Annotated in this window: 21 protein-coding genes; 12 read left to right on the forward strand and 9 right to left on the reverse strand. The window is 68.7% G+C overall.

What is annotated here, in order from left to right; all coding sequences use genetic code 11:
- The first annotated feature begins 33 nt into the window (after nt 1–33).
- The gene (locus P5P27_RS02030; protein ID WP_039866598.1) at nt 34–894 is read left to right on the forward strand and encodes a DMT family transporter; all 861 of its coding nucleotides are present in this window, start codon (nt 34–36) and stop codon (nt 892–894) included.
- 32 nt (nt 895–926) lie between these two features.
- Here the strand turns inward: P5P27_RS02030 and P5P27_RS02035 are convergent, their stop codons facing one another.
- Complete coding sequence (locus tag P5P27_RS02035; protein ID WP_278126153.1) at nt 927–1,379, reverse strand: flavodoxin domain-containing protein; 453 nt, start codon at nt 1,377–1,379, stop codon at nt 927–929.
- 270 nt (nt 1,380–1,649) lie between these two features.
- Between P5P27_RS02035 and P5P27_RS02040 the strand changes: the two genes are divergently transcribed.
- The 3 genes from P5P27_RS02040 to P5P27_RS02050 all read left to right on the forward strand — a co-directional run bounded on the left by P5P27_RS02040 (nt 1,650) and on the right by P5P27_RS02050 (nt 3,599).
- On the forward strand, nt 1,650–2,039 hold the full coding sequence (locus P5P27_RS02040) for an SHOCT domain-containing protein (protein WP_006894423.1): 390 nt from the start codon (nt 1,650–1,652) through the stop codon (nt 2,037–2,039).
- A gap of 142 nt (nt 2,040–2,181) precedes the next feature.
- Complete coding sequence (locus P5P27_RS02045; RefSeq protein WP_006894424.1) at nt 2,182–3,057, forward strand: DUF3558 family protein; 876 nt, start codon at nt 2,182–2,184, stop codon at nt 3,055–3,057.
- Nucleotides 3,054–3,599 (forward strand): DUF3558 domain-containing protein, encoded by a 546-nt coding sequence (locus tag P5P27_RS02050; protein WP_006894425.1) that lies wholly within the window; start codon nt 3,054–3,056, stop codon nt 3,597–3,599. Before P5P27_RS02045 ends, P5P27_RS02050 begins: the two co-directional genes overlap by 4 nt.
- Before the next feature lie 29 nt (nt 3,600–3,628).
- Here P5P27_RS02050 and P5P27_RS02055 read toward each other — a convergent pair whose 3' ends face one another.
- Nucleotides 3,629–4,450 (reverse strand): acyl-[acyl-carrier-protein] thioesterase, encoded by an 822-nt coding sequence (locus P5P27_RS02055; protein WP_045536617.1) that lies wholly within the window; start codon nt 4,448–4,450, stop codon nt 3,629–3,631.
- A gap of 130 nt (nt 4,451–4,580) precedes the next feature.
- On the opposite strand from P5P27_RS02055, the gene P5P27_RS02060 reads away from it, so the two are divergent.
- The 5 genes from P5P27_RS02060 to P5P27_RS02080 are packed head-to-tail and all read left to right on the forward strand — an operon-like array spanning nt 4,581 to nt 10,201.
- Nucleotides 4,581–6,263 carry an FAD-dependent oxidoreductase gene (locus P5P27_RS02060; RefSeq protein WP_278126158.1) on the forward strand — a complete coding sequence of 561 codons (1,683 nt, stop codon included), beginning with the start codon at nt 4,581–4,583 and terminating at the stop codon, nt 6,261–6,263.
- Nucleotides 6,263–7,501, forward strand: coding sequence for a glycosyltransferase family 4 protein (locus P5P27_RS02065; protein ID WP_062367404.1), 1,239 nt, complete (start codon nt 6,263–6,265; stop codon nt 7,499–7,501). Before P5P27_RS02060 ends, P5P27_RS02065 begins: the two co-directional genes overlap by 1 nt.
- A gap of 3 nt (nt 7,502–7,504) precedes the next feature.
- Nucleotides 7,505–8,236, forward strand: a complete 732-nt coding sequence (locus tag P5P27_RS02070) for a class I SAM-dependent methyltransferase (protein WP_006894429.1) — start codon at nt 7,505–7,507, stop codon at nt 8,234–8,236.
- 2 nt (nt 8,237–8,238) lie between these two features.
- Complete coding sequence (locus tag P5P27_RS02075; protein ID WP_278126161.1) at nt 8,239–9,294, forward strand: prenyltransferase; 1,056 nt, start codon at nt 8,239–8,241, stop codon at nt 9,292–9,294.
- Between the two features lie 55 nt (nt 9,295–9,349).
- Complete coding sequence (locus P5P27_RS02080) at nt 9,350–10,201, forward strand: LLM class F420-dependent oxidoreductase (protein WP_006894431.1); 852 nt, start codon at nt 9,350–9,352, stop codon at nt 10,199–10,201.
- A gap of 2 nt (nt 10,202–10,203) precedes the next feature.
- Here the strand turns inward: P5P27_RS02080 and P5P27_RS02085 are convergent, their stop codons facing one another.
- Nucleotides 10,204–10,863, reverse strand: coding sequence for a class I SAM-dependent methyltransferase (locus tag P5P27_RS02085; RefSeq protein ID WP_006894432.1), 660 nt, complete (start codon nt 10,861–10,863; stop codon nt 10,204–10,206).
- 44 nt (nt 10,864–10,907) lie between these two features.
- Between P5P27_RS02085 and P5P27_RS02090 the strand changes: the two genes are divergently transcribed.
- The gene (locus P5P27_RS02090) at nt 10,908–11,873 is read left to right on the forward strand and encodes an NADPH:quinone oxidoreductase family protein (RefSeq protein WP_197462931.1); all 966 of its coding nucleotides are present in this window, start codon (nt 10,908–10,910) and stop codon (nt 11,871–11,873) included.
- Here P5P27_RS02090 and P5P27_RS02095 read toward each other — a convergent pair.
- Together P5P27_RS02095 and P5P27_RS02100 are read right to left on the reverse strand one after the other, a co-directional pair.
- Entirely contained in the window at nt 11,818–12,852 is a 1,035-nt protein-coding gene (locus P5P27_RS02095; protein ID WP_278126164.1) for a TIGR03617 family F420-dependent LLM class oxidoreductase, read from the reverse strand. The genes P5P27_RS02090 and P5P27_RS02095 overlap by 56 nt on opposite strands.
- A gap of 43 nt (nt 12,853–12,895) precedes the next feature.
- Nucleotides 12,896–13,804, reverse strand: a complete 909-nt coding sequence (locus P5P27_RS02100; protein ID WP_062367426.1) for an amidohydrolase family protein — start codon at nt 13,802–13,804, stop codon at nt 12,896–12,898.
- Between the two features lie 225 nt (nt 13,805–14,029).
- Between P5P27_RS02100 and P5P27_RS02105 the strand changes: the two genes are divergently transcribed.
- Together P5P27_RS02105 and P5P27_RS02110 are read left to right on the forward strand one after the other, a co-directional pair.
- On the forward strand, nt 14,030–15,340 hold the full coding sequence (locus tag P5P27_RS02105) for an ion channel protein (protein WP_278126166.1): 1,311 nt from the start codon (nt 14,030–14,032) through the stop codon (nt 15,338–15,340).
- Nucleotide 15,341: 1 nt separating this feature from the next.
- Nucleotides 15,342–17,051 carry a SulP family inorganic anion transporter gene (locus P5P27_RS02110; RefSeq protein WP_006894437.1) on the forward strand — a complete coding sequence of 570 codons (1,710 nt, stop codon included), beginning with the start codon at nt 15,342–15,344 and terminating at the stop codon, nt 17,049–17,051.
- Nucleotides 17,052–17,059: 8 nt separating this feature from the next.
- On the opposite strand, the gene P5P27_RS02115 is transcribed toward P5P27_RS02110, so the two are convergent.
- The 4 genes from P5P27_RS02115 to P5P27_RS02130 form a co-directional block, all read right to left on the reverse strand.
- Nucleotides 17,060–17,734 (reverse strand): PaaI family thioesterase, encoded by a 675-nt coding sequence (locus P5P27_RS02115; RefSeq protein ID WP_062367400.1) that lies wholly within the window; start codon nt 17,732–17,734, stop codon nt 17,060–17,062.
- A gap of 49 nt (nt 17,735–17,783) precedes the next feature.
- Complete coding sequence (locus tag P5P27_RS02120; protein WP_039866654.1) at nt 17,784–18,146, reverse strand: carboxymuconolactone decarboxylase family protein; 363 nt, start codon at nt 18,144–18,146, stop codon at nt 17,784–17,786.
- 72 nt (nt 18,147–18,218) lie between these two features.
- Entirely contained in the window at nt 18,219–19,091 is an 873-nt protein-coding gene (locus tag P5P27_RS02125) for an NAD(P)-dependent oxidoreductase (protein ID WP_278126169.1), read from the reverse strand.
- Nucleotides 19,088–19,819: an SDR family oxidoreductase gene (locus P5P27_RS02130; RefSeq protein WP_006894441.1), complete on the reverse strand. Its 732-nt coding sequence runs from the start codon at nt 19,817–19,819 to the stop codon at nt 19,088–19,090. The genes P5P27_RS02125 and P5P27_RS02130 overlap by 4 nt, the downstream gene beginning before the upstream one ends.
- Between the last annotated feature and the right edge of the window lie 127 nt (nt 19,820–19,946).

Consider the following 19,946-nt stretch of genomic DNA (forward strand, 5'->3'; position numbering starts at 1 on the left):
TCGGGCGGTGTCGCGGGCACTAATCTGTCAGTGATGCATACCTGGGCACCGATACTGCTCGCGATCACCGCAGCAGTGCTGATCGCCGGCGGAACCGTGCTTCGGCAGCGGGCGTCGGCCGCCAGTGGCGCCATCACCGCCGGCTGGTGGCTCGGAGCCGTGATCGCACTGGCCGGCTTCGGTCTCCAGGCCGCCGCGCTCGGCCTCGGATCGATACTCGTGGTTCAGCCGCTGGTGGTGCTGGCGGTCCTGTTCGCGCTGCCCATGGAGGCCTGGATAGACAGACGCCGGTTCGAGCGCGCCGAATGGCTGTGGGGTCTGACGCTCGTGGTGTGCGTGGTCCTGTTCCTGGTGCTCGCGCGCCCGGTATCGACCGATCGGCGACCGAACGTGGTGGTCATGGGCATCACGGTCGGGGCATTGGTGCTGGGGATCATCGGAATCGTGGTCAATGCCGAACGGTGCCGGAGCGCGCATTTCCGAGCGCTGAGCTACGGTCTGGCGTCCGGAGCGTTGTTCGGCGTGTCCGCACTGCTCATCAAGGCTGTCGCCCTGCGCATCGTGGACGACCCGCTGTCCGTGCTCCCGCATGCCGAGCTGTACCTGCTCATCGCGGTCATCGTGCTGGCGATCGTCGCGCAGCAGCGGGGTTTCGGTGCCGGCGATCTGCAGACCTCGTTCCCCGCGATGAACGTGATGGAACCGACCGTCGCCATGATCCTCGGCGTCGCATTGCTCGGCGAGAACATCTACGTCAGCGCGCCGACGGCCGTGTTCCTCTGCGTCGTGGCGCTGGTCGCGGCGACGGCGGTGGTCAAGCTCGCCCAGGACGCGGCGGTCCGAGGCGGACAGCGGAGTGAGACGCGTGAAGAGCGGGTGAACGTCGGACCGTGACGTCCACGCACTGAGTCGGGGTGTGTGCCGGCTCAGTCCTGCTCGATGAGCGCCGGGAGCGACTGCGCCCATTCCTCGGCGGCCTTGGCCGGCTTCACCGCCGAGGACGCGTCGTGGCGGAAATGCTCGCCGACCTGGACCGCGCCCAGCTCGGTGAGCTTGGCAGCCATGATCTCGCCGCCCTTGTTGTAGGTGTCGCCGTAGACGGTGTCGCCCATGCCGAACACCGCGAAACGCAGCCCGGCGAGGTCCGGCTTCTCCTCGTCCAGTTCGTCCGCGAACGGGAGCGCGCTGGAGGGCAGTTCGCCCTCGCCGTAGGTGGAACAGACGACCACCAGGAAGTCGTTCGCGTCGAGATCCTCGACCGCGAACTCCGCCATGTCGTACACCGACGGATCGTGGTCTGCTGCCAATACGTCTGCGATGGCGTCGGCCACGAGCTCGCCGGTGCCGGTCTCGGTGCCGTAGAGGGTGACAGCTGACATAGTTGCTTACTCCTGGGTATTGCGGTCTGCGACGACGATTACGGTAGCGTAACCTAATCGCTCAGTCGAATCCCCTACCAGGGACTTTGTTCCCTCATGAGGCCGGGACGGACCCTTTGCCCCACTGTCGTGACGACCGAGGGGCCCGTGATCGACGCTGCGATGAGGCTCGAGTGGCTGCCGGGACCATAGTCCTTTACGGGTGATGCTGTTGCCCATGAGGTGCCGAGCGTGGATACGATTGACGCCCGTCTAAGAAAGTAGGTCCCCATGGACTGGAGTTCGTTCTGGAACGTGATCTGGTACACGGTGCTGGTCTTCGCCTTCATCGCATACCTGATGGTGCTCTTCATGGTCCTGACCGACCTGTTCCGCGACCACAAGCTGGCCGCCGGATGGAAGGTCGTCTGGATCATCTTCCTCATCGTTCTTCCGTATCTCACAGCGTTCGTCTACCTGATCGCGCGCGGGCGCGGCATGACCGAACGCAGTCAGGCAGCGGCGCTGGCCGCGGAGAAGGCGAACCAGGAGTACATCCGGCACGCGGCGGGCAAGAGCTCGCCGGCCGCCGACATCGCGACCGCGAAGTCGCTGCTCGATGCGGGCACCATCACCGAGGCCGAGTACGAGGCCCTCAAGGCCAAGGCCCTCGCGTCCTGAGCTGATCGCATTTGACCCGATGCCCGGGACCTGCTCGTCAGGTTCCGGGCATCTGCGTCTCTCGGTGCACTGCGTCTTCCGGGCGCAGTCCGCGGGTCCGATTACTGTGGGGGACGATCGGACTGCCACGGGAAGGGGCGTGATGGCGACGCGCATCGACAGCTGGATCTGGGCGATCCGGCTCACCAAGACGCGGTCGGCCGCGGGTGCCGCGTGCCGCGCCGGACACGTCCAGCTCAACGGTGCGACCGCCAAACCCGCGGCGCCGGTGTCGATCGGCGACCGGGTCACCGTGCGGCTGAACGGTCGCGAGCGGATCGTCGAGGTGACGCGGCTGATCAGCAAACGGGTCTCCGCACCGGCCGCGGCCGAGTGCTACATCGACCACAGTCCGCCTCCGCCGCCGCGGGAGGTTCTTGCCAGCCTCCCGCGGCGCGATCGGGGTTCGGGACGGCCGACGAAGCGCGAACGCAGGCAACTCGACCGTTTCCGCTCGGAGATCATGCTGGTGACGCTCGCCGCGCTCGCGGCGCTGCTGCTCGCCGGGTGCTCGGGTGGCGGTTCCGACTCGGCGGATGTCTCCGAGACGCCGAAGGCGGGAACGGGTCCGCAGTTCGCGCGATGCGGTGGGCTCACGACCGACGACGTGGTCCGGATGTCGGGCATGGCGGGCCTGCGGCTGGCGATCGACAACCCCTCGACGTGTGAATGGCGCGCCGACGCGCAGCGCAACGGTTCGGTCTCGTTCAACTGGTACCGCGGCTCGCCGATCGGACGCGAGCGAGGGACCGAACAGCTCAGCCGCGACACGACGCAGGACTACGAGATCGACGGCAATCCCGGCTTCCTCGCCCATACCGCGGGAATCTGCGAGATCGGCGTCGCGTGGGACGCCGATTTCATCGAGATCTCGCTGGCGTCGCCGATCAGTCCGGGCGCCGGTCCCACCATCGCCGAGGACCAGCTGTGCGGCGCCGCGAAGAGCATCACCGAGAAGGTCGTGAAGGGGGCGGCATGACGTCGATCCGGAGGCGGGCGACCGCGGCGGTGCTGGGCCTGGCAGCGGTCGCGGCGTCGGCAGCGTGCACGGTGGACGGACAGCCCGTCCGCGAGGGAGGAGCGGTCGGTTCCGACACCGGCCACGTCGACACCAGCCGTTTCGACAAACTGCTCGCCGAGTGCGAGGTACTGCCCGCGGCGACGATCGCGAAGGCGGTGGGCGGAACCACCGCCGAATCGAACTTCTTCGGAGCGAACTGCCGTTGGTCGGTGCTGCCGCAGCAGATCGACGTGACCTTCAACTGGTTCGAGTGGGGCGATTACAACCTGGAGAAGGAGACCGCGCAGCATCTCGGCTTCACCACCGAGAACATCTCGGTGCAGAGTCAAGCGGCCTTCACCCAGCGCGACCCCGCGAGGCCGGCTGTCTGCGGAGTGACCGCGAAGTCGCCCGCGGGCGGGATCTTCACGTGGTGGGTGGAACCAGAGGGGCAGCAGGCCGGTGACGCCTGTGCCGCGCCGGTCAAACTGATGGAGTTGATCCTGACCGGCGCCAACTAGTCCGCGCGGGATTCACGGCGCGGATTGATTCACGGCGCGGGAATCGACGCCACCGAGACCGACGCCGCCACCTGCGGTTCGCCGGCGTCGTCCGGGATGACGAACCAGATCAGCAGGGTGCCGTCGAGTCGCTGCCTGCGGATGGTGACGCGCGTGCCGGGGGTGATCGGACGCAGGTACTCGATGATCGCCCGGTGCGGTCCGTCGATCAGGTCGGCGTGATGGACCAGCTCGTCCTCGACCGCTTCGAAATAGGCGGCGTTGTTGAGGTGCTTGAACGGGTCGAAGTCGGTGATCCGCAGGACGTGTTCCCGGTCGGGCAGTTCCAGTGCTTCGGCCGCCGGCGGGGTGGCGGGATTCATCGCCTTCCAGCGCAACCGGTGCTCGTCCGTCATCGCGGTGAGCGTCTCCATCGCGAGATCGCTGATGCGTGCGGGCGTTCCGGACTCGGTCATGTTGATCCAGAAGGCCTCGGTCTCCACGAGGCCGTCGGGCCGAGGCTCGGGATTGAACCGGTTGGTGCCGCCGTCGGCGGTGATCCGGACGCGCATGTTGGTCCACCGCGTCGACAGTGCGCCGCACCACCGTTCCATCCTCAGCTCCGACGGCCAGGTGATCGGTTCGAGGACGTCGATCACGGTCCGGCGGATGATCCAGAAGGGGTCGGTGTCGGCGAACGGAAGGACGGCGATGTTGTCGTTCGCGACGTCCTGCAGATATCGAGCGATCCCGTCGAGCCGAACTCTCATGTCCTGGTCGATGTCGCCGGTCCGGACGCGGTATCCGGCCGAGTAGAAGTCGGCTCCCGGCTTGCGGTCCTCCAGGGGCCGGTAGGCCTGCGGTGCGGTCATTCGGGTGGGGACTCCTCTGCTTCGTCCGGAGACGGGGATACGCTTCGGGCATGGCGGGGTGTGACCTCGAATACGGTACTCTCGGAGAAACTAGAACACGTTCACCCTTGAGCTCGAAGGGATGTCCCAGATGACGCACGTAATCACGCGATCCTGCTGTAACGACGGATCTTGCGTTGCCGTCTGCCCGGTCAATTGCATTCATCCGACACCGGACGAACCGGACTTCCTCACCGCCGAGATGCTCTACATCGACCCGGAGACGTGCATCGACTGCGGCGCCTGCATCGACGAGTGTCCGGTGAGCGCGATCTATCCGGACGATCAGCTGCCCGAGAGGGAAGAGCCCTTCCTCCAGATCAACGCCGACTACTACAAGGACCACGACGTCGAAGGCGGACTCGTGCGGCATCCCAAGCCGCCGCAGCTGCCCGACACCGAACTCCGTGTCGCCATCGTCGGAGCCGGGCCCGCCGCCTTCTACGCCGCCCAGGAGTTGGTCAAGAAGGCCCAGGTGCGCGTCGACATGTTCGACCGTCTGCCCACCCCGTACGGGCTGGTCCGGGCCGGAGTCGCCCCCGACCACGCGCAGACGAAGGGGGTCGAGGAGACCTTCGCCGCGGTGGAGCGGAAGCGGAACTTCACCTACCACCTGGGCGTGGAGGTGGGCGAGCACATCACCCACGACGAACTGCGCGAACGCTACGGTGCCGTCCTCTACGCCGTCGGCGCCGCACACGACCGCCGCCTCGACATCCCCGGTGAGGATCTGGCGGGCTCGATCGCCGCGACCGACTTCGTGGCCTGGTACAACGGCCACCCCGACCACGCACAGCGGGAGTTCGACCTCAGTGCCGAGCGCGCGGTGGTGATCGGCAACGGAAACGTGGCGCTCGACGTGGCGCGCATCCTGGTCACCGATCCCGACGAGCTCGCACGGACGGACATCGCCGACCACGCACTCGACGTCCTCCGCGCGTCCAAGGTGCGCGAAGTGGTGGTCGTGGGACGGCGCGGTATCGAGCACGGCGCCTTCACCAACGGGGAGTTCGTGTCGCTGGCCGACCTCGAAGGCGTCGACGTGGTGATCGACGAATCGGAGTTGACGCTGTCCGAAGAGACGGCGGCCGCGCTGGCCGACGACTCGCTGGACTCGGTGATCGCGACCAAGATCCGCCTGGCCCGGGAGTTCGCCGCGATGCCGCGGACCGAGGGGAGTCGACGGATCGTATTCCGCTTCCTGACCTCTCCGGTGGAGATCACCGGTGACGGTGCGGCCGCCTCGGTGAAGCTGGTGCGCAACCGCTACATCGGCGACGGCGGGATCGAGCGCACCGACGAGATCTCCGAGCTCGACGCCGGGCTGATCGTCCGGTCGATCGGATACCGGAGCCGGCCGATCAAGGGCCTGCCCTTCGACGAGGGCCGGTCGGTGGTCCCGAACGCCGACAGCCGCGTCCTCGACGGGTCGGCCGGGGATCCGATTCCGGGCGTCTTCGTCGCCGGCTGGGTCAAGCGCGGACCCACCGGGGGCATCGGCCGGAACCGGCTGTGCGGCGAGGAGGCCGCGGCGGCGATCCTGGCCGACTTCGCCGCCGGCGCGCTGACGGACCCCGCGGTCGACAACTCCGACGTCGCCGACCTGGTGGCCTCTCGCGGCGCACATCGCGTGGATCTGGCCGGCTGGAAACGCATCGACGCGGCCGAACGCGAGGCCGGGTCGGAGTCCGGCCGCCGACGGGTCAAGTTCGTCTCCGTGGAGGAGATGACCGGCGTGGCCGGTCAGGCCGATCCCGTCGGACAGGCCCTCTAGTGCGGATCGCGCTGCTGTCGTACCGCAGCAAACCGCACTGCGGGGGCCAAGGCGTGTACGTCCGCCATCTCTCGCGGGAACTGGTCGCACTCGGCCACGACGTGGAGGTCTTCTCCGGTCAGCCGTATCCCGAGCTCGACGCCGGCGTCCGGCTCACCAAGGTGCCGAGCCTGGACCTGTACGGCGAACCCGAACCGTTCCGGACTCCGCGGCTCGGCGAGTATCGCGACTGGATCGACGTGCTCGAGGTGGCGGCCATGTGGACCGCGGCGTTCGGTGAACCGCTGACGTTCAGTCTGCGGATGGCGCGGCTGCTGCGCGGCCGGCGAGCCGACTTCGACGTGGTGCACGACAACCAATGCCTGGGCTACGGGCTGCTCGACATCAAGCGTCAGGGTTTCCCGCTGGTGGCGACGATCCATCACCCGATCACCCGCGACCGTTCGCTGGCGGTGAAGGCCGCCGTGGGACTGAAGAAGATCAGCGCGTGGCGGTGGCATTCGTTCCTGGCGATGCAGGGCCGCGTGGCGCGGCGGATTCCGTCGCTGCTGACCGTCTCGAACAGCAGCGAACAGGACATCCGCGATGCGTTTCACGTGGAGCCGGGCGCACTGGCGACCATCCCGCTGGGCGTCGACGTCGATCTGTACGCGCCCCGCGGCGAGCGGGTCCCCGGGCGGATCGTGTGCGTCGCGAGCGCCGACGCACCGCTCAAGGGGGTCTCGTACCTGCTGGAGGCGGTCGCCAAGGTGGCCGTCGAACGGGACGTGCACCTCACGCTGGTGTCGAAGCTGGATCCGGATGGCCCCTCGGCGCGGCTGATCGACGAACTGTCCATCGGCGAGCGGGTGTCGGTGGTCTCCGGACTCGACGACGCCGAGCTGGCCGACCTGTTGGCGAGCGCGGAGATCGCCTGTGTGCCCTCGCTGTACGAGGGCTTCTCGTTGCCCGCGGTGGAGGCCATGAGTTGTGGCACACCGCTGGTGGCGACTCGTGCGGGCGCGATCCCGGAGGTGGTCGGCGAGGACGAGTCGGCCGCCCTTCTGGTTCCTCCCGGCGATGCCGGCGCTCTCGCGCAGGCGCTGCTCCGGCTGCTCGAGGATCCGGAACTGGCGGCGCGCACGGGCGCGGGCGGTCGCGCCCGTGCCACCTCGAGGTACAGCTGGTCGGCAGTCGCCAAAGCGACAGCGGATCGATATCGGGCGGCCGTCGACGCCGCCGCGGGCGAAGGGAACTGACACGTGCTCACTGTGGATTTCGACCGTCTCGCCGTCGGACCGGGAGTCAAGGCCATCGACATCGGCGCCGGTCAGGGCCGCCACTCGTATGAGATGCTGCGCCGCGGTGCGGAGGTCATCGCCTTCGACCAGAACGAGAAGGACATGGCCGACGTCGCGGAGATGTTCGGCGCGCTGGCCGCGGCGGGGGAGGTTCCCGAATCGGGCGTCGCGCGTACCGAGGTCGGCGACGCGCTCGCGCTGCCCTACGACGACGAGTCCTTCGACGTCGTGCTGATGTCGGAGATCCTGGAGCACATCCCCGACGACGAGGCGGCCATCGCCGAAATGGTCCGCATCCTCAAACCCGGCGGGTCGGCTGCGGTCACCGTTCCCCGCTACTGGCCGGAGAAGGTGTGCTGGGCGCTCTCGGACGAGTACCACGAGGTGGAGGGCGGCCACGTCCGTATCTACCGCGAGTCGGAGCTCGCCGACAAGCTCGCTGCGGCGGGCCTGGAGATCACCGGCTCGGGACACGCGCATGCCCTGCACGCGCCGTATTGGTGGCTCAAGTGCGCGGTCGGCGTCGACAACGACCGCAATCCGCTGGTCCGCGGCTATCACAAGATGCTGGTGTGGGACATGATGAGTAAGCCGTGGGTCACCCGCGCGGGCGAGCAACTCTTGAATCCGCTCGTCGGGAAGTCGGTGGCGATCTACTTGCGCAAGCCGGCCGGACTCGCCGAATCCGCGTAACGATGGCCGTCCCCTCCGTGTCCGGCGTCCTGACGCCTGCGCAAGTGCGCGCGACCGGAGCCGCGATCGTCGGAATGCAGGAGCCCGACGGTGCGCTTCCGTGGTTCCCGGGCGGCAAGACCGACCCGTGGGATCACGTCGAGTCGGCGATGGCCTTGTCGGCGAGCGGCTACCTCGACGCTGCTCGTGCGGCGTACGAATGGTCGGCGCACACCCAGCGCGACGACGGTTCCTGGCCGATGGAGCTGCGGGCCGGGCGGGTCGTCGACCCCGGCGTCGACAGCAACTTCTGCGCCTACATCGCGGTAGGAGTGTGGCATCACTATCTGATCACCGGTGACGAGGCCTTCCTGTGGAGCATGTGGCCCACGGTGCGTGCCGCTCTGGACCGGGTGTTGATGTTCCAGCGCGGCGACGGGGCGTTCCGATGGGCGGCCGACTACCGGACCGGAGCCATGTTCGACGACGCCCTCCGGACCGGCAATTCGAGCATCTACTCGGCGCTGTGCTGCGGTATCCGCATCGCGGGCGAGGTGGGAGCCGACGCCGGCACGTGGGAGCGTGCGCGCGGTGACCTCGCGGTGGCGTTCACCCGGCCCGACGAGGTCTTCGTCCCGGCCGGCAAGCATTCGATGGACTGGTATTACCCGGTTCTCGGCGGGCCCCTGCGCGGCGATGCCGGCCGCGCGCAGATCGATGCGGAGTGGGAGAGGTTCGTGGTTCCCGGACTGGGAGCGCGGTGCGTGGACCATCGCCCGTGGGTCACCGGCGCCGAGACCAGCGAGCTCGCGCTGGCGCTGGAGGCGCTCGGCGACGTGGATCGCGCGGCGGCGATGGTGGAGTCGATTCAGCACCTGCGTGATCCCGACGGTTCGTACTGGACCGGGCTGGTCTTCGCGGACGGTAAGCGCTGGCCGGTGGAGCGCAGTTGCTGGACGTCGGCCGCGGTGATCCTCGCGGCGGACGCGATCAGCCGTGCGACACCCGCCGGCGGCATCTTCGCCGAACTCGACGACGACCGTCTCGCAGCCGATGAACCGGTAGCGCAAGGGCGATGATTGGACTAGTGTCCAGTCTAGCGTCCAGTGAGGGCGTCTGAGTTCGGAGGGCCAAGTGGATTACGGAATCGTGCAGTTCACCAGCGACCGCGGTCTGCGACCGCACGAGTTGGCGCCGCTGATCGAGCAGGCGGGCTTCGCCGCGTACTACGTGCCCGAGCACAGTCACATCCCGACCAGGCGCGAGGCGGCCCACCCGCGGACCGGCGACGCGAGTCTCCCCGACGAGAGGTACACCCGGACGCTGGACCCATGGACGTCGTTGGCGGCCGCGGCGGCGGTCACCTCGCGCATCGAACTGTCGACGGCGGTGGCGCTGCCCGTGCAGTCGGACCCGCTGACCCTCGCGAAGACGATCGCGACCCTCGATCACCTGTCGGGCGGACGCGTGCGCCTCGGCGTGGGCTTCGGCTGGAACCTGGACGAGTTGTCGGACCACCACGTCCCGGCGGGCCGCCGGCGCACGATGCTGCGCGAATACCTCGAGGCGATGCGCGCCCTGTGGACGCAGGACGAGGCCGAGTACCACGGCGAGTTCGTCGATTTCGGTCCCAGTTGGGCGTGGCCGAAACCGTCCCGGACCATCGGGGTGTCGGTGGGCGCGGCGGGCACCGAGAAGAACTTCACGTGGATCGCGCGCAATGCGGACGGTTGGATCACGACACCGGGCGAGACCGACATCGACGAGTCGGTGGCCCTGCTCAAGACGATCTGGGCCGACGCGGGACGCGACGGCGCACCGCAGATCGTCGCGCTCGACATGCGGCCGGACGCCGAGCGTCTGGCGCGGTGGGACCGGATCGGAGTCACCCGCGTCCTCTACGGGCTGCCGGACGAGAACGCCGACACCGCGCGCTCGTATCTGGAGAAGCTGGCGGGCAAGCTCGGACTCGGAGTCGCCGCGTAGGCTCAGCGGATCCGCCGCAGGACGCGCAGTGAACCGTGCGCGGACTGCTCGGTGAACCGGCCGGAGTCGAGGGCCTGACGGTAGATCTCGTACGGCGGCCGCCCGCCGTCGTTCGGGTCGGGGAAGACGTCGTGGATGAGGAGTGCGCCGCCGGCGCGGACCCACCCGGACCACCCGTCGTAGTCGTTCTGCGCGGCTTCCATCGAATGGCCGCCGTCGATGAACACGAAATCCACCTCGCGTCCCCAGACCCGCGCGGCGGCGGTCGAGGGCGCGAGCAACCCGAGCACAGTCGATTCCAGCCCGGCGTCGTACATCGTCCGCCGGAAGCGGGCGGCCGTGTCGAGCAGTCCGCTGTGACTGTCGACGAGTTCGGTGTCGTGGTACTCCCAGCCCGGCTGATGCTCCTCCGAACCGCGGTGGTGGTCGACGGTGACCACCAGGGCGCCGTGTGCTTCGGCGGCGGCGCCGAGGAACACCGTCGATTTTCCGCAGTAGGTGCCGATCTCGACGCCGATGCCGACCGAGTCGGGCTGCGAGAGATACGACGTCGCCGCCTCGTGCAGTGCGAGGGCCTCATCGAGCGGCATGAAGCCGGGTGCTTCGTCGGCTACGCGCAGACGCTCGTCGGACAGTCCGTTGGTGGGGGAGGTCAATGCCATCGTTCAATCGTATAGACAGGTGTCCGACGGTTACCGTGGAAGTCATGAAAGCACAGGTGATCGTCAATGAAGTGGGCCCGGAAGGCCTGGAACTGCAAGAGATTCCGGCTCCCGAGCCGCAAGCGGGTCAGTACCTGGTGGATGTGCGGTCGTGCGGAGTGTGCTTCCCCGACCTGCTGATGAGCCGCGGCGAGTATCAGCTGCGGCCGCCGCTGCCCTTCGTTCCAGGCACCGAGGTTGCCGGCGTCGTCGCCGCGGCTCCGGAGGGCGGTCGGTTCGCGGTCGGCGACCGCGTGGTCGTCGCATCGATGCTCGGCGGATTCGGTGAGCAGATCGCCGTGGCCGAACAGCAGTTGTTCCCCCTGCCCGACGAACTGAGCTTCGACGAGGGCGCCGCGCTCGGCATCAACTTCCAGACCGCGCTGTTCGCCTTGAAGATGCGGGCGAATCTGCGGACCGGCGAGACCGTCGGGGTGCTCGGTTCCGCGGGCGGCATCGGTGTGGCCTCGATCATCGTCGCCAAGGCACTCGGCGCCCGGGTCGTCGCGGTGGTGCACCGGACCGGCAACGAGGAGATGCTCCGGGCGCTGGGCGCCGACGAGGTCATCGCACTGACCGAGGGGTGGAAGGACCGGGTCCTCGAGCGCACCGGGGGAGGCGTGGACGTGCTGATCGATCCCGTCGGCGGTGAGGTCTTCGACGAGGCGCTCCGCACCGTCGCGCCCGACGGCCGTTTCGTGGTGATCGGCTTCGCCGCCGGCGGCATCCCGACGGTGAAGCTCAACCGCGTGCTCTTCCGGAACATCTCCGTCGTCGGCGCGGCCTGGGGCGAATACATCCGGACGCACCCCGAGGTGCCCGGGCTGCTGCACGAGGACATCGTCCGGTTGGTCGGGGAGGGGATGCGACCGCCGGTGAACCACGTCTACGAACTCGCCGAACTGCCGCGGGCGCTCACCGATCTGGCCGAGGGTCGCGTGCGGGGCAAGGCGGTGGTGCGGATCTCGTGACCGCGGCCTCCCGGACCGCGGCGGCGAGGTCCGCGAGCAGTGCCGGATCGGCGCGGTAGGGCGTGTTGAAGCCCAGCCGGTCCACCCACGGTCCGTACCGATCCACCAACTCGGCAGCGCCCGAGCCGATGTCGTCGACGGTGACCGCGACGGCGTCGACCAGCGCGTCGTCGACCATCTGAGCCATCGCCGTCCAGTCGCCTGCGCGTGAGAGCTCGTGCAGCCTGGGGCCGAGCTCGGCGCGGCCGACGGCTTCGAGCACCGGATGGTAGGCGGGCGTGGAGCCGTAGAACGCGACCTGCGTCCGCACGGCTTCGCGCGCCGCCGCGCGGTCGGCTGCGTCGCGCCCGGTGATCACCATCGCCGAGTGGTGGACCTCCGGGACCCGGCGCCGCGCCGACGCCGCGCCTGCGGCCAACGCGGGCAGGGTGGTCTCACGCAGGAACGCGGGCGGGCACAGCGGATGCGAGAGGAATCCGTCGGCCGTCTCGCCCGCGACCGCCGTCATCCTCGGCCCCACGCCCGCAAGCCAGATCGGCGGCGGACCGAAGCCCTCCACCTCTCGCGCGTCGGGCCGGAACAGCGGCGGCATCAGCGTGTGCTGGTAGAACTCGCCGCGGTGGTCGAGGCGGCCGCCCGTCTCCCAGCTGTCCCAGATCGCGCGGATCGCAGTGACCATGTCGCGGATCCGGTCGGCGGGGCGGCTCCACGGCATCCCATATCGCCGGGTGATGTGCGGCTTGATCTGAGTGCCGAGGCCGAGCACGAACCGCCCGCGTGAATAGGCCTGCAGGTCCCATGCGGTGGTCGCCAGCAGCATCGGGTTTCGGGCGAACGCGATCGCCACCGAGGTCCCGAGCCGTACCCGCTCGGTGCGTTCCGCGGCGAGCAGCAGCGGCAGGAACGGATCGTGGGCGCCTTCGAAGGTCCACACTCCGTCGTATCCGGCCGATTCGGCGGCGGCCGATGCCGCGCCCATCTGCTCCAATCGACAGACGATCGTCGTGTCGACATACACGGTGTCAGCCGATTCCGAAGAGCGCGGCGGCGTTGTCGTGGAACACGCCGCGCAGCCAGCGGTCGCCGAGGTCGAGCCGGGCGCAGGCGGCGAGCGCCTCGGTGTAGCTGTACGGAATGTTGGGGAAATCGCTGCCGAAGAGGATCTTCTCGCCGACGTCCCGGAGCCGGCCGAAGAGCTCGCGGGGGTACGGCGCCGACTCCTCCGAGAACGCGGTGAACGACATCGTCGTGTCGAGCCGGACGTTCTCGTACCGTTCGGCGAGTGCGAGGAAGGGCTCGTACTCGGGGGTGCCCATGTGCGCGACGATGAGCGGCAGGCTCGGGAACCGCCGCAGCAGTTCGTCGATCGGTTCCGGGCCGGTGAACTCGCCCGGTGCCGGACCCGAACCGCAGTGGATCACCACGGGGATCTGCGCGTCGTCGATCCGTTCCCACACGCCGTCGAGCAGCGGATCGATCGGCGAGTACGCGCCGACCTGGATGTGCGACTTGAAGATCCTCGCTCCGGCGTCGATCGCCTCGGAGACGTACGCCGCGGCCCCCTCCTCCGGGTAGAAGGTCGCCGTCTGCAGGCAGTCCGGGTGCGCCGACGCGAACTCCGCCGCCCAACTGTTGAGCCATCGGGCCATATCGGGTTTGTGGGGATAGATCATCGACGAGTACGCGCGCACACCGAACGCGCGCAGCGTCTCGACGCGGCGGTCCTCGTCGGCCCGGTAGGCGATCGGCCACTGCCTGCCGAGCATCGGGCCGGCGGAGTCGAAGTACGCCCAGACCTTGTCCATCACCCGGCGCGGCATGAAATGGGTGTGCACGTCGATGAGACCCGGAATGCCCAGCTCTCGCCAGATGCGCTGAACGGCTTCGGACTCCTCGGCGGAGAAGGGCTCCATGCGATGATCGTCACACATGGCCTCGACGCTACCGAACGGCCGATCGGTGGCCGGCGGACCGGTGGGAACGATCGAGCCGGGTGGGTCATTCGCCGCGGGTGACGCCTCCGGATCCGCCGGGCCCCAGTGACCGACCATTGCAGTGACCGACCATTGCAGTGACCGACCATTGCAGTGGCCGACCATTGGGTTACCGACCATGCCGGACGCGTGGGTCGCGCGACGGGCGACGAAAGGACTGCGATGGATGAAACCGGGTCCTCCGCCGCTGCAACGCCGACGGTCCGGTCGCCGGTCGCGCAGATGATCGCGCTGACCCCCGTCGGGATCGCGGTCGGCGCGCTGTGCGCGCTCGGGCTGTGGGGCGTCTCGGCGCTCGCAGAACTGGTTCAGAAACTGGTCTGGGACGATCTCAGTGCCGCGCTCGGCGTGTCCGGCGACAACGGCTGGTTCATCTTCGGGACGCTCACCGCTGTCGGTCTGCTCGCCGGACTCGTGATCCGGTACCTGCCGGGCCATGCCGGCCCCGATCCGGCGACGGAGGGACTCGTCTCCACTCCTCTCGAAATACGCGTGCTCCCCGGCCTCGTGCTCGCCACCGTTCTGACCCTGTCCGGCGGGGTGAGCCTGGGGCCGGAGAACCCGATCATGGCGATCAACGCCGCGATCATCGTCGGGCTGGGTGTCCGGATCGTGCCGAAGCTGGGGCAGAAGGAGTGGATGGGGCTGTCGACCTCGGCCACGATCGGCGCGATGTTCGGGACACCGGTCGCCGCGGCGCTGATGCTGTCCGAACTCAACAGCGGCGATCCCCGCGTCCCGCTGTGGCACCGGCTGTACGTGCCGCTCGTCGCCGCGGCGACCGGTTCGTTCGTGATGCTGCACTTCACCGATCTCGGGCTGTCGATGGGTCTGCCGGACGAGACGATCGGCGGTGTGGTCCACGTGCTCCTCGCCATCGGTGTCGCGGCGGCCGCGGCAACCGTCGGCGTGGTCGGTGCCGCGCTCTTCGACCCCCTGCACCGACTGCTGAACACCCGGTTGCCCGGTCCCGTGGTGCGGCTGACCGTGGCCGGGGCGGTCCTCGGCGGCCTCGGTGCGCTCGGCGGCACCATCACCCTGTTCAAAGGCCTCGAGCAGATGAACGAGCTGCCGGGCGAGGTGGCGACCACCACCGCCATGGGATTCTTCGTGTTCGCGGCGGTGAAGCTGTGCGCGCTGCTGGTCGCCGGGGCGTCAGGTTTCCGGGGCGGCCGGATCTTCCCCGCGGTGTTCATCGGAGCGGCCTTCGGATTCGGCGTTCACACACTCTGGACCTCGATACCGCTGACCCTGTGCGTGAGCGCGTCGGTAGTCGGGATCTCGGTGGCCGCTGCGCGCAACGGCTGGCTGAGTCTGTTCCTCGGGTTGGCGATCGTGCCGCAGATGGATCTCATGGTTCCACTGCTCTTCTCCACGCTCGCGGCGTGGCTGGTGGTGGCTAACGCACCGGAATTGAGTGCTCGGCCGGTCGAGATCCGACGAGGTTCGCAGGATACGGAGAGGAACGTCTGAGGTGGCCGTGTCAGCGATCATGCGCCGGATCCGAAACATCTCGCGGCCGAGACCAGCGGATGCCGTATCCGGTCTGGTGACCGCGTTGTTCTCCATCCCGGAGGGGATGGCGTACGCGTCGATCGGTGGATTCAATCCGGTCAGCGGTCTGTATTCGGGGATGCTCTCGACACTCGTGGGGTCGATGTTCGCCCGGACCGCGTTGATGGTCACCACCCTGACCAGCGCTATCGCACTGTCGTCGCAGAGTGTGCTGTCCTCGGCCGGCCTCGACCCGCACGACGTCGGGAACATCGCGATGCTGACGGTGGCGGTCGGTGCCGTGATGCTGGTGATGGGTCTGCTGCGCGTCGGCGCGATCATGGACTTCGTCTCGAGCGCCGTGATGACCGGATTCACGGTCGGCATCGCCGTACAGATCGTGGCGGGGGTGCTCGGCGACGTCACCGGCTACGACCCGGAACGGCACAACACCGTCGTGAAGTTCGTCGAGGTGCTCGGACACGTGCCCCAATGGTCGGGGGCGTCGGTGGCGGTGGCGCTCGGCACCGTCGCGGTGTGGGGAGTTCTGCAGTTCGTCAGACCGGTCAAGTCGTACGCCACGCTGATCGCACTCGTCGCGGTCACCGCGGTGGCCGCGGTGACCGGTGCCGACACGGAGACCGTCGGTGATATCGCGAAGGTGCCGAACAGTCTGCCGCCGTTCACGTTTCCGGATCTGAGTGCATTCCCGAACCTCGTTCTCGGAGCGTTCGCCATCGCCCTGGTCGGTCTCGCTCAGGCAGCGGGCATCTCGGCGGCGGTGCCGAACCCGGACGGATCGAAGGCGAGTGCGTCCGGGGACTTCTCGGCGCAGGGTGCGGCCAACATCGTCGGCGGCTTCTTCGGATCGTTGCCGACAGGCGGATCCCTGTCCCGCACAGGTGTCGCGGTCTCCGCGGGCGCGACGAGCCGCTGGGCGGGCGTCTTCGCCGGTGCGTGGCTGGTGGTTCTCGTGCTGATCGCCGGCGCCGCCGCGCAGATCATCCCGATGCCTGTCATCGGGGGACTGCTGTTCGTCATCGGGTTCGAGTTGATTCAGGGTCGATGGGCCGACGTCACTCTGGTTCTGCGCACGGCGCCGCTGAGCGCCGTCGCGATGGTGGCGACCTTCCTCGCGACGACCCAGATCCCCCTGCAGTACGCGATCCTCGTCGGTGCCGGAATCTCGCTGGTGCTGTACTGCGTTCAGGCGGCGCGCAGCGCCCGGCTGCTGGCGCTGGTCCGAGACGACGAGGGCTGGCGTCTGGAAGAACCGCCGAAGACGCTGCCCGCCAACGGGATCACCGTGCTGTACTACGCCGGCGTCGCGCTGTTCGCAGAAGTGCCCCGCATCTCCGAGACGTGGCCGGCGCCGCCCTCCGCACCGGGCCGGTTCGTGGTGATTCTGAACGTACGCGTCCTGCCCGACGTGCCGTCGGCGACACTGCAGAAGCTGCTGCGCGCGAAGGCCGAGGCATTGCGGAAGTCGGGCGGGCGTCTCATGCTCGCGGGCGTCAGTCCCGCGATGATCGACGCGGTGACGCGAGCGGGCCTGGTCCGAGCGCTGGGCGAGGAGAATGTCGTGCCCGCGTCCCGGCATGTCTTCGGTGGTCTCGACACCGCCTACGCCGATGCCCAGCGCTGGCTCGTGGAGACCGACGGGAACGGTCCGGACGCAGGTACGTCCTGACCTCGTCGTCAGGCGTCGTGATCTGCGGCGGTCGCTGCACGCAACTTCGCGATCTGATCCCGGGACGGGAGATTCCTCGGTGAGACCATGATTCCCTCCGCCGTCACCGTCGGACCGTCCGCGTCGCAGAGTTCGGCCCGCACGAAGACCTTCCGTCCCTCCGATCCGGTGGTGCGGGCGCGCAGATCGACGTCGCCGAGAGGTGTCGGGCGCAGGTACTTCACGGTGAGCGTGCCGGTGAAGCAGGGGGTTCCGTTGCCGACGCTGGCCGCTTCGCCGAGCATCTGATCGAGCAGCATGGCCGAGATCCCGCCGTGGACCAGGCCGGCCGGGCCCTCGTACGCGGCGCCGAGCCGTACCCGAGCGGTGGCCGTCCCGTCGTCGTGGTGGTCGACCCGCAGCGGGGGAGCGATGGCGTTGCGCACACCCACGGCCGCGTTGCCCCACGGCATGCCGGTGAAGTCGCGGGTGAACGGCACTCCGTAGCTGCCCGGCCTCTGCGCTGCGCGCAGTGAGGCGGTGACCGCGTCGATCCGCCGGCGCGCGTCGTCCAGATCGTCGTCGGGCACCTCGGTGCGGATCACCGCGTCGATCAGCGCGCGGACCGACTCGGTCAGCGGTTCCACCACGGCGAGCTGCGCAGCGATCTCGTCGGCGCTGAGGTCTACCAATCGAAAGTCCATGCCGGTCAGCCTATGGTCGTGCGCGGTCTCGACGGGCGCGGGTTCGGGCTCAGTGCTCGGACTTCCGGTGCTTGCCGGCGACCTCGCCGAACATCATCGTCATCTTGGTGCCCAGCGGCCAGCCGACGTAGTAGCAGAGGAACAGTCCGATCTCGTTCAGCTCCTCCGGCGTGAGTTCGCCGTTGCCGAGCGCCGCCGCCGCCTGGATCTCGGCGACGTCCACCTGACCGTTGGCGGCCAGCGCGCCGAGGAGTACCAGCCTGCGGTCGCGGTGGGTGAGGCCCTCGCGGCTCCACACCTCGCCGAAGACCTGATCGGCGGTGTGCGCGAAGAAGTCGCCCGGACCGTCGGACATCTCCCAGCCGTACACCTCCGACATCGTCGCCAGGCCCTTGCGGCGTTGCTCGGTCATCGGGGGCAGATCGTCTTGCGGGGTCGGGTTCACAATGCTCCTTCGGTTCGGTTCATTTCGCTGCGCGCCGGATCAGCCGTCGCGGCGTGTGTCGTGGGCGGAATGGGGCACACCGAGTCCGGCGGCCAGATCGGTGAGGGCGCGGCGGCCCAGCGGGAGGTCGACGCCGAGCCGGTCGGCCAGTGTCAGTGCCAGGGTCAGGTCCTTCTCGCCGAGATCGCGGACGTGCGTGAAGACACCGAACCAGAAGTCGTCGGGAGCGATCGGCCCGGTGGTGTCACGAAGCATGATCGCGCCCGCACCGCCGGTGATCGCATCGGTGTGCCGGACCACTCGCCCGAGTTGTGCGATGTCGATTCCGGCGGCCTCGGCGAGTCGGGACGCCTCGGCCGTGGCGGCGAAGGAGACGAAGTGCAGCAGGTTGCGGGCCAGCTTCATCCGCGTTCCGTCGCCGGCCGCCGGGCCGGCATGGACGATGAGATCGCCCGCCGGCGCGAGTGCGGCTCTGGCCCGCTCGTAGCCGGCGCGATCGCCGCCGATCATGATCGCCAGCCGGCCCTCCGCAGCCCCGGGGGCGCCGCCGGAGATCGGAGCGTCGAGCACGACGATCCCGTCCGCCGCGCACGCGGCGGCCTGCTCGGCCGCCGTCTCGGGGGCGATGGTGGAGTGGATCGCGATGAGCGAGCCCGGCGCCAGGTGCGGCCGCAGTTGCCCGATCACCTCGCGGACCTGGGCGTCGTCGCGAACGCAGATGCTGACCAGATCGCTGGCGGACGCGAGTTCGGGCAGACCGTCCGCGGTGACCGCGCCCGCATCGACCAGGGTGGCGACGGCATCCGGAGAGAGGTCGAAGACGGTGGTCGGAGCGGATCCGGCCAGGCGCGCAGCCATCGGACCGCCGATGTTGCCGAGCCCGACACAGCCCAGCCGCAGTGCCTCGCTCATGAGCGGATGACCTGTCCGCCGTCGACGTTGAAGATCTGTCCGGTGATCCAGGACGCCTCGTCGGACAGCAGGAACAGACACATGCCGACCAGATCCTGCGGCGTGCCCATCCGCCCCAGCGGGAGCTTGGCGACCATGTCGTCGACCATCGCGGCGGGAGTGGTGGAGCGGGTGGCCTCGGTGTCGATGGGGCCGGGGGCGATCGCGTTGATGCGGATGCGCTGACCGCCGAGTTCGACGGCGAGCTGCTGGGTGAGGCCGTTGACGCCCACCTTGGCCAGACCGTAGAAGCCGCTGTACAGCCAGGCCGCCGTCGACGACTGGTTCACGATCGCCCCGCCGTGCCGCATATGCGGGTAGCAGGCGCGGGTCACGTTGAGCGCACCGTCGAGGTTCACGCTCATGAACTTCTTGTAGTAGTCCCACGGCACAGTGGTCAGGAAGTCGAGTTTCATGCCGCCGTAGATCGCGGCGTTGTTGACGAGCGCGTCGATCTTCCCGCGTTCGTCAACGACGGCCGTCGCGAGCGATGCCGCGGAGTCGGGGTCGGAGACGTCGGTGTGCACGTACATGCCTCCGATCGCGTCGGCCACCGACCGTCCGGCGTCGTCGTTGACATCGGCGATCACCACGTACGCGCCCTCGTCAGCGAGTGCCCGCGCGTAGGCCTCTCCGATGCCTCCGGCGGCGCCGGTGACGATGGCGGTCTTGTCGGCGAATCTGGTCATGTTGTTCCTTCGGGGTGTTGTGGGGTGTGGTCGGGGGTGGAGTTGTGGGGGTGGAGGTTTCGACTCGCTTCGCTCGCTCAACCAGCGGGCGGGGCAGGCCAGCGGGAGAGGTGGGAGCGCGAGGGGC

Origin of the sequence: Gordonia sihwensis (assembly GCF_029632925.1) — a bacterium.
Taxonomy (GTDB): Bacteria; Actinomycetota; Actinomycetes; order Mycobacteriales; family Mycobacteriaceae; genus Gordonia; species Gordonia sihwensis.

Bases quoted from the DNA above. Each gene is read 5' to 3' on its own strand.
- P5P27_RS02030 (WP_039866598.1), top strand. From the start codon at position 34: ATGCATACCTGGGCACCGATACTGCTCGCGATCACCGCAGCAGTGCTG.
- P5P27_RS02035 (WP_278126153.1), bottom strand. From the start codon at position 1,379: ATGTCAGCTGTCACCCTCTACGGCACCGAGACCGGCACCGGCGAGCTC.
- P5P27_RS02040 (WP_006894423.1), top strand. From the start codon at position 1,650: ATGGACTGGAGTTCGTTCTGGAACGTGATCTGGTACACGGTGCTGGTC.
- P5P27_RS02045 (WP_006894424.1), top strand. From the start codon at position 2,182: ATGGCGACGCGCATCGACAGCTGGATCTGGGCGATCCGGCTCACCAAG.
- P5P27_RS02050 (WP_006894425.1), top strand. From the start codon at position 3,054: ATGACGTCGATCCGGAGGCGGGCGACCGCGGCGGTGCTGGGCCTGGCA.
- P5P27_RS02055 (WP_045536617.1), bottom strand. From the start codon at position 4,450: ATGACCGCACCGCAGGCCTACCGGCCCCTGGAGGACCGCAAGCCGGGA.
- P5P27_RS02060 (WP_278126158.1), top strand. From the start codon at position 4,581: ATGACGCACGTAATCACGCGATCCTGCTGTAACGACGGATCTTGCGTT.
- P5P27_RS02075 (WP_278126161.1), top strand. From the start codon at position 8,239: ATGGCCGTCCCCTCCGTGTCCGGCGTCCTGACGCCTGCGCAAGTGCGC.
- P5P27_RS02085 (WP_006894432.1), bottom strand. From the start codon at position 10,863: ATGGCATTGACCTCCCCCACCAACGGACTGTCCGACGAGCGTCTGCGC.
- P5P27_RS02090 (WP_197462931.1), top strand. From the start codon at position 10,908: ATGAAAGCACAGGTGATCGTCAATGAAGTGGGCCCGGAAGGCCTGGAA.
- P5P27_RS02095 (WP_278126164.1), bottom strand. From the start codon at position 12,852: ATGGGCGCGGCATCGGCCGCCGCCGAATCGGCCGGATACGACGGAGTG.
- P5P27_RS02100 (WP_062367426.1), bottom strand. From the start codon at position 13,804: ATGTGTGACGATCATCGCATGGAGCCCTTCTCCGCCGAGGAGTCCGAA.
- P5P27_RS02105 (WP_278126166.1), top strand. From the start codon at position 14,030: ATGGATGAAACCGGGTCCTCCGCCGCTGCAACGCCGACGGTCCGGTCG.
- P5P27_RS02115 (WP_062367400.1), bottom strand. From the start codon at position 17,734: ATGGACTTTCGATTGGTAGACCTCAGCGCCGACGAGATCGCTGCGCAG.
- P5P27_RS02120 (WP_039866654.1), bottom strand. From the start codon at position 18,146: ATGACCGAGCAACGCCGCAAGGGCCTGGCGACGATGTCGGAGGTGTAC.
- P5P27_RS02125 (WP_278126169.1), bottom strand. From the start codon at position 19,091: ATGAGCGAGGCACTGCGGCTGGGCTGTGTCGGGCTCGGCAACATCGGC.
- P5P27_RS02130 (WP_006894441.1), bottom strand. From the start codon at position 19,819: ATGACCAGATTCGCCGACAAGACCGCCATCGTCACCGGCGCCGCCGGA.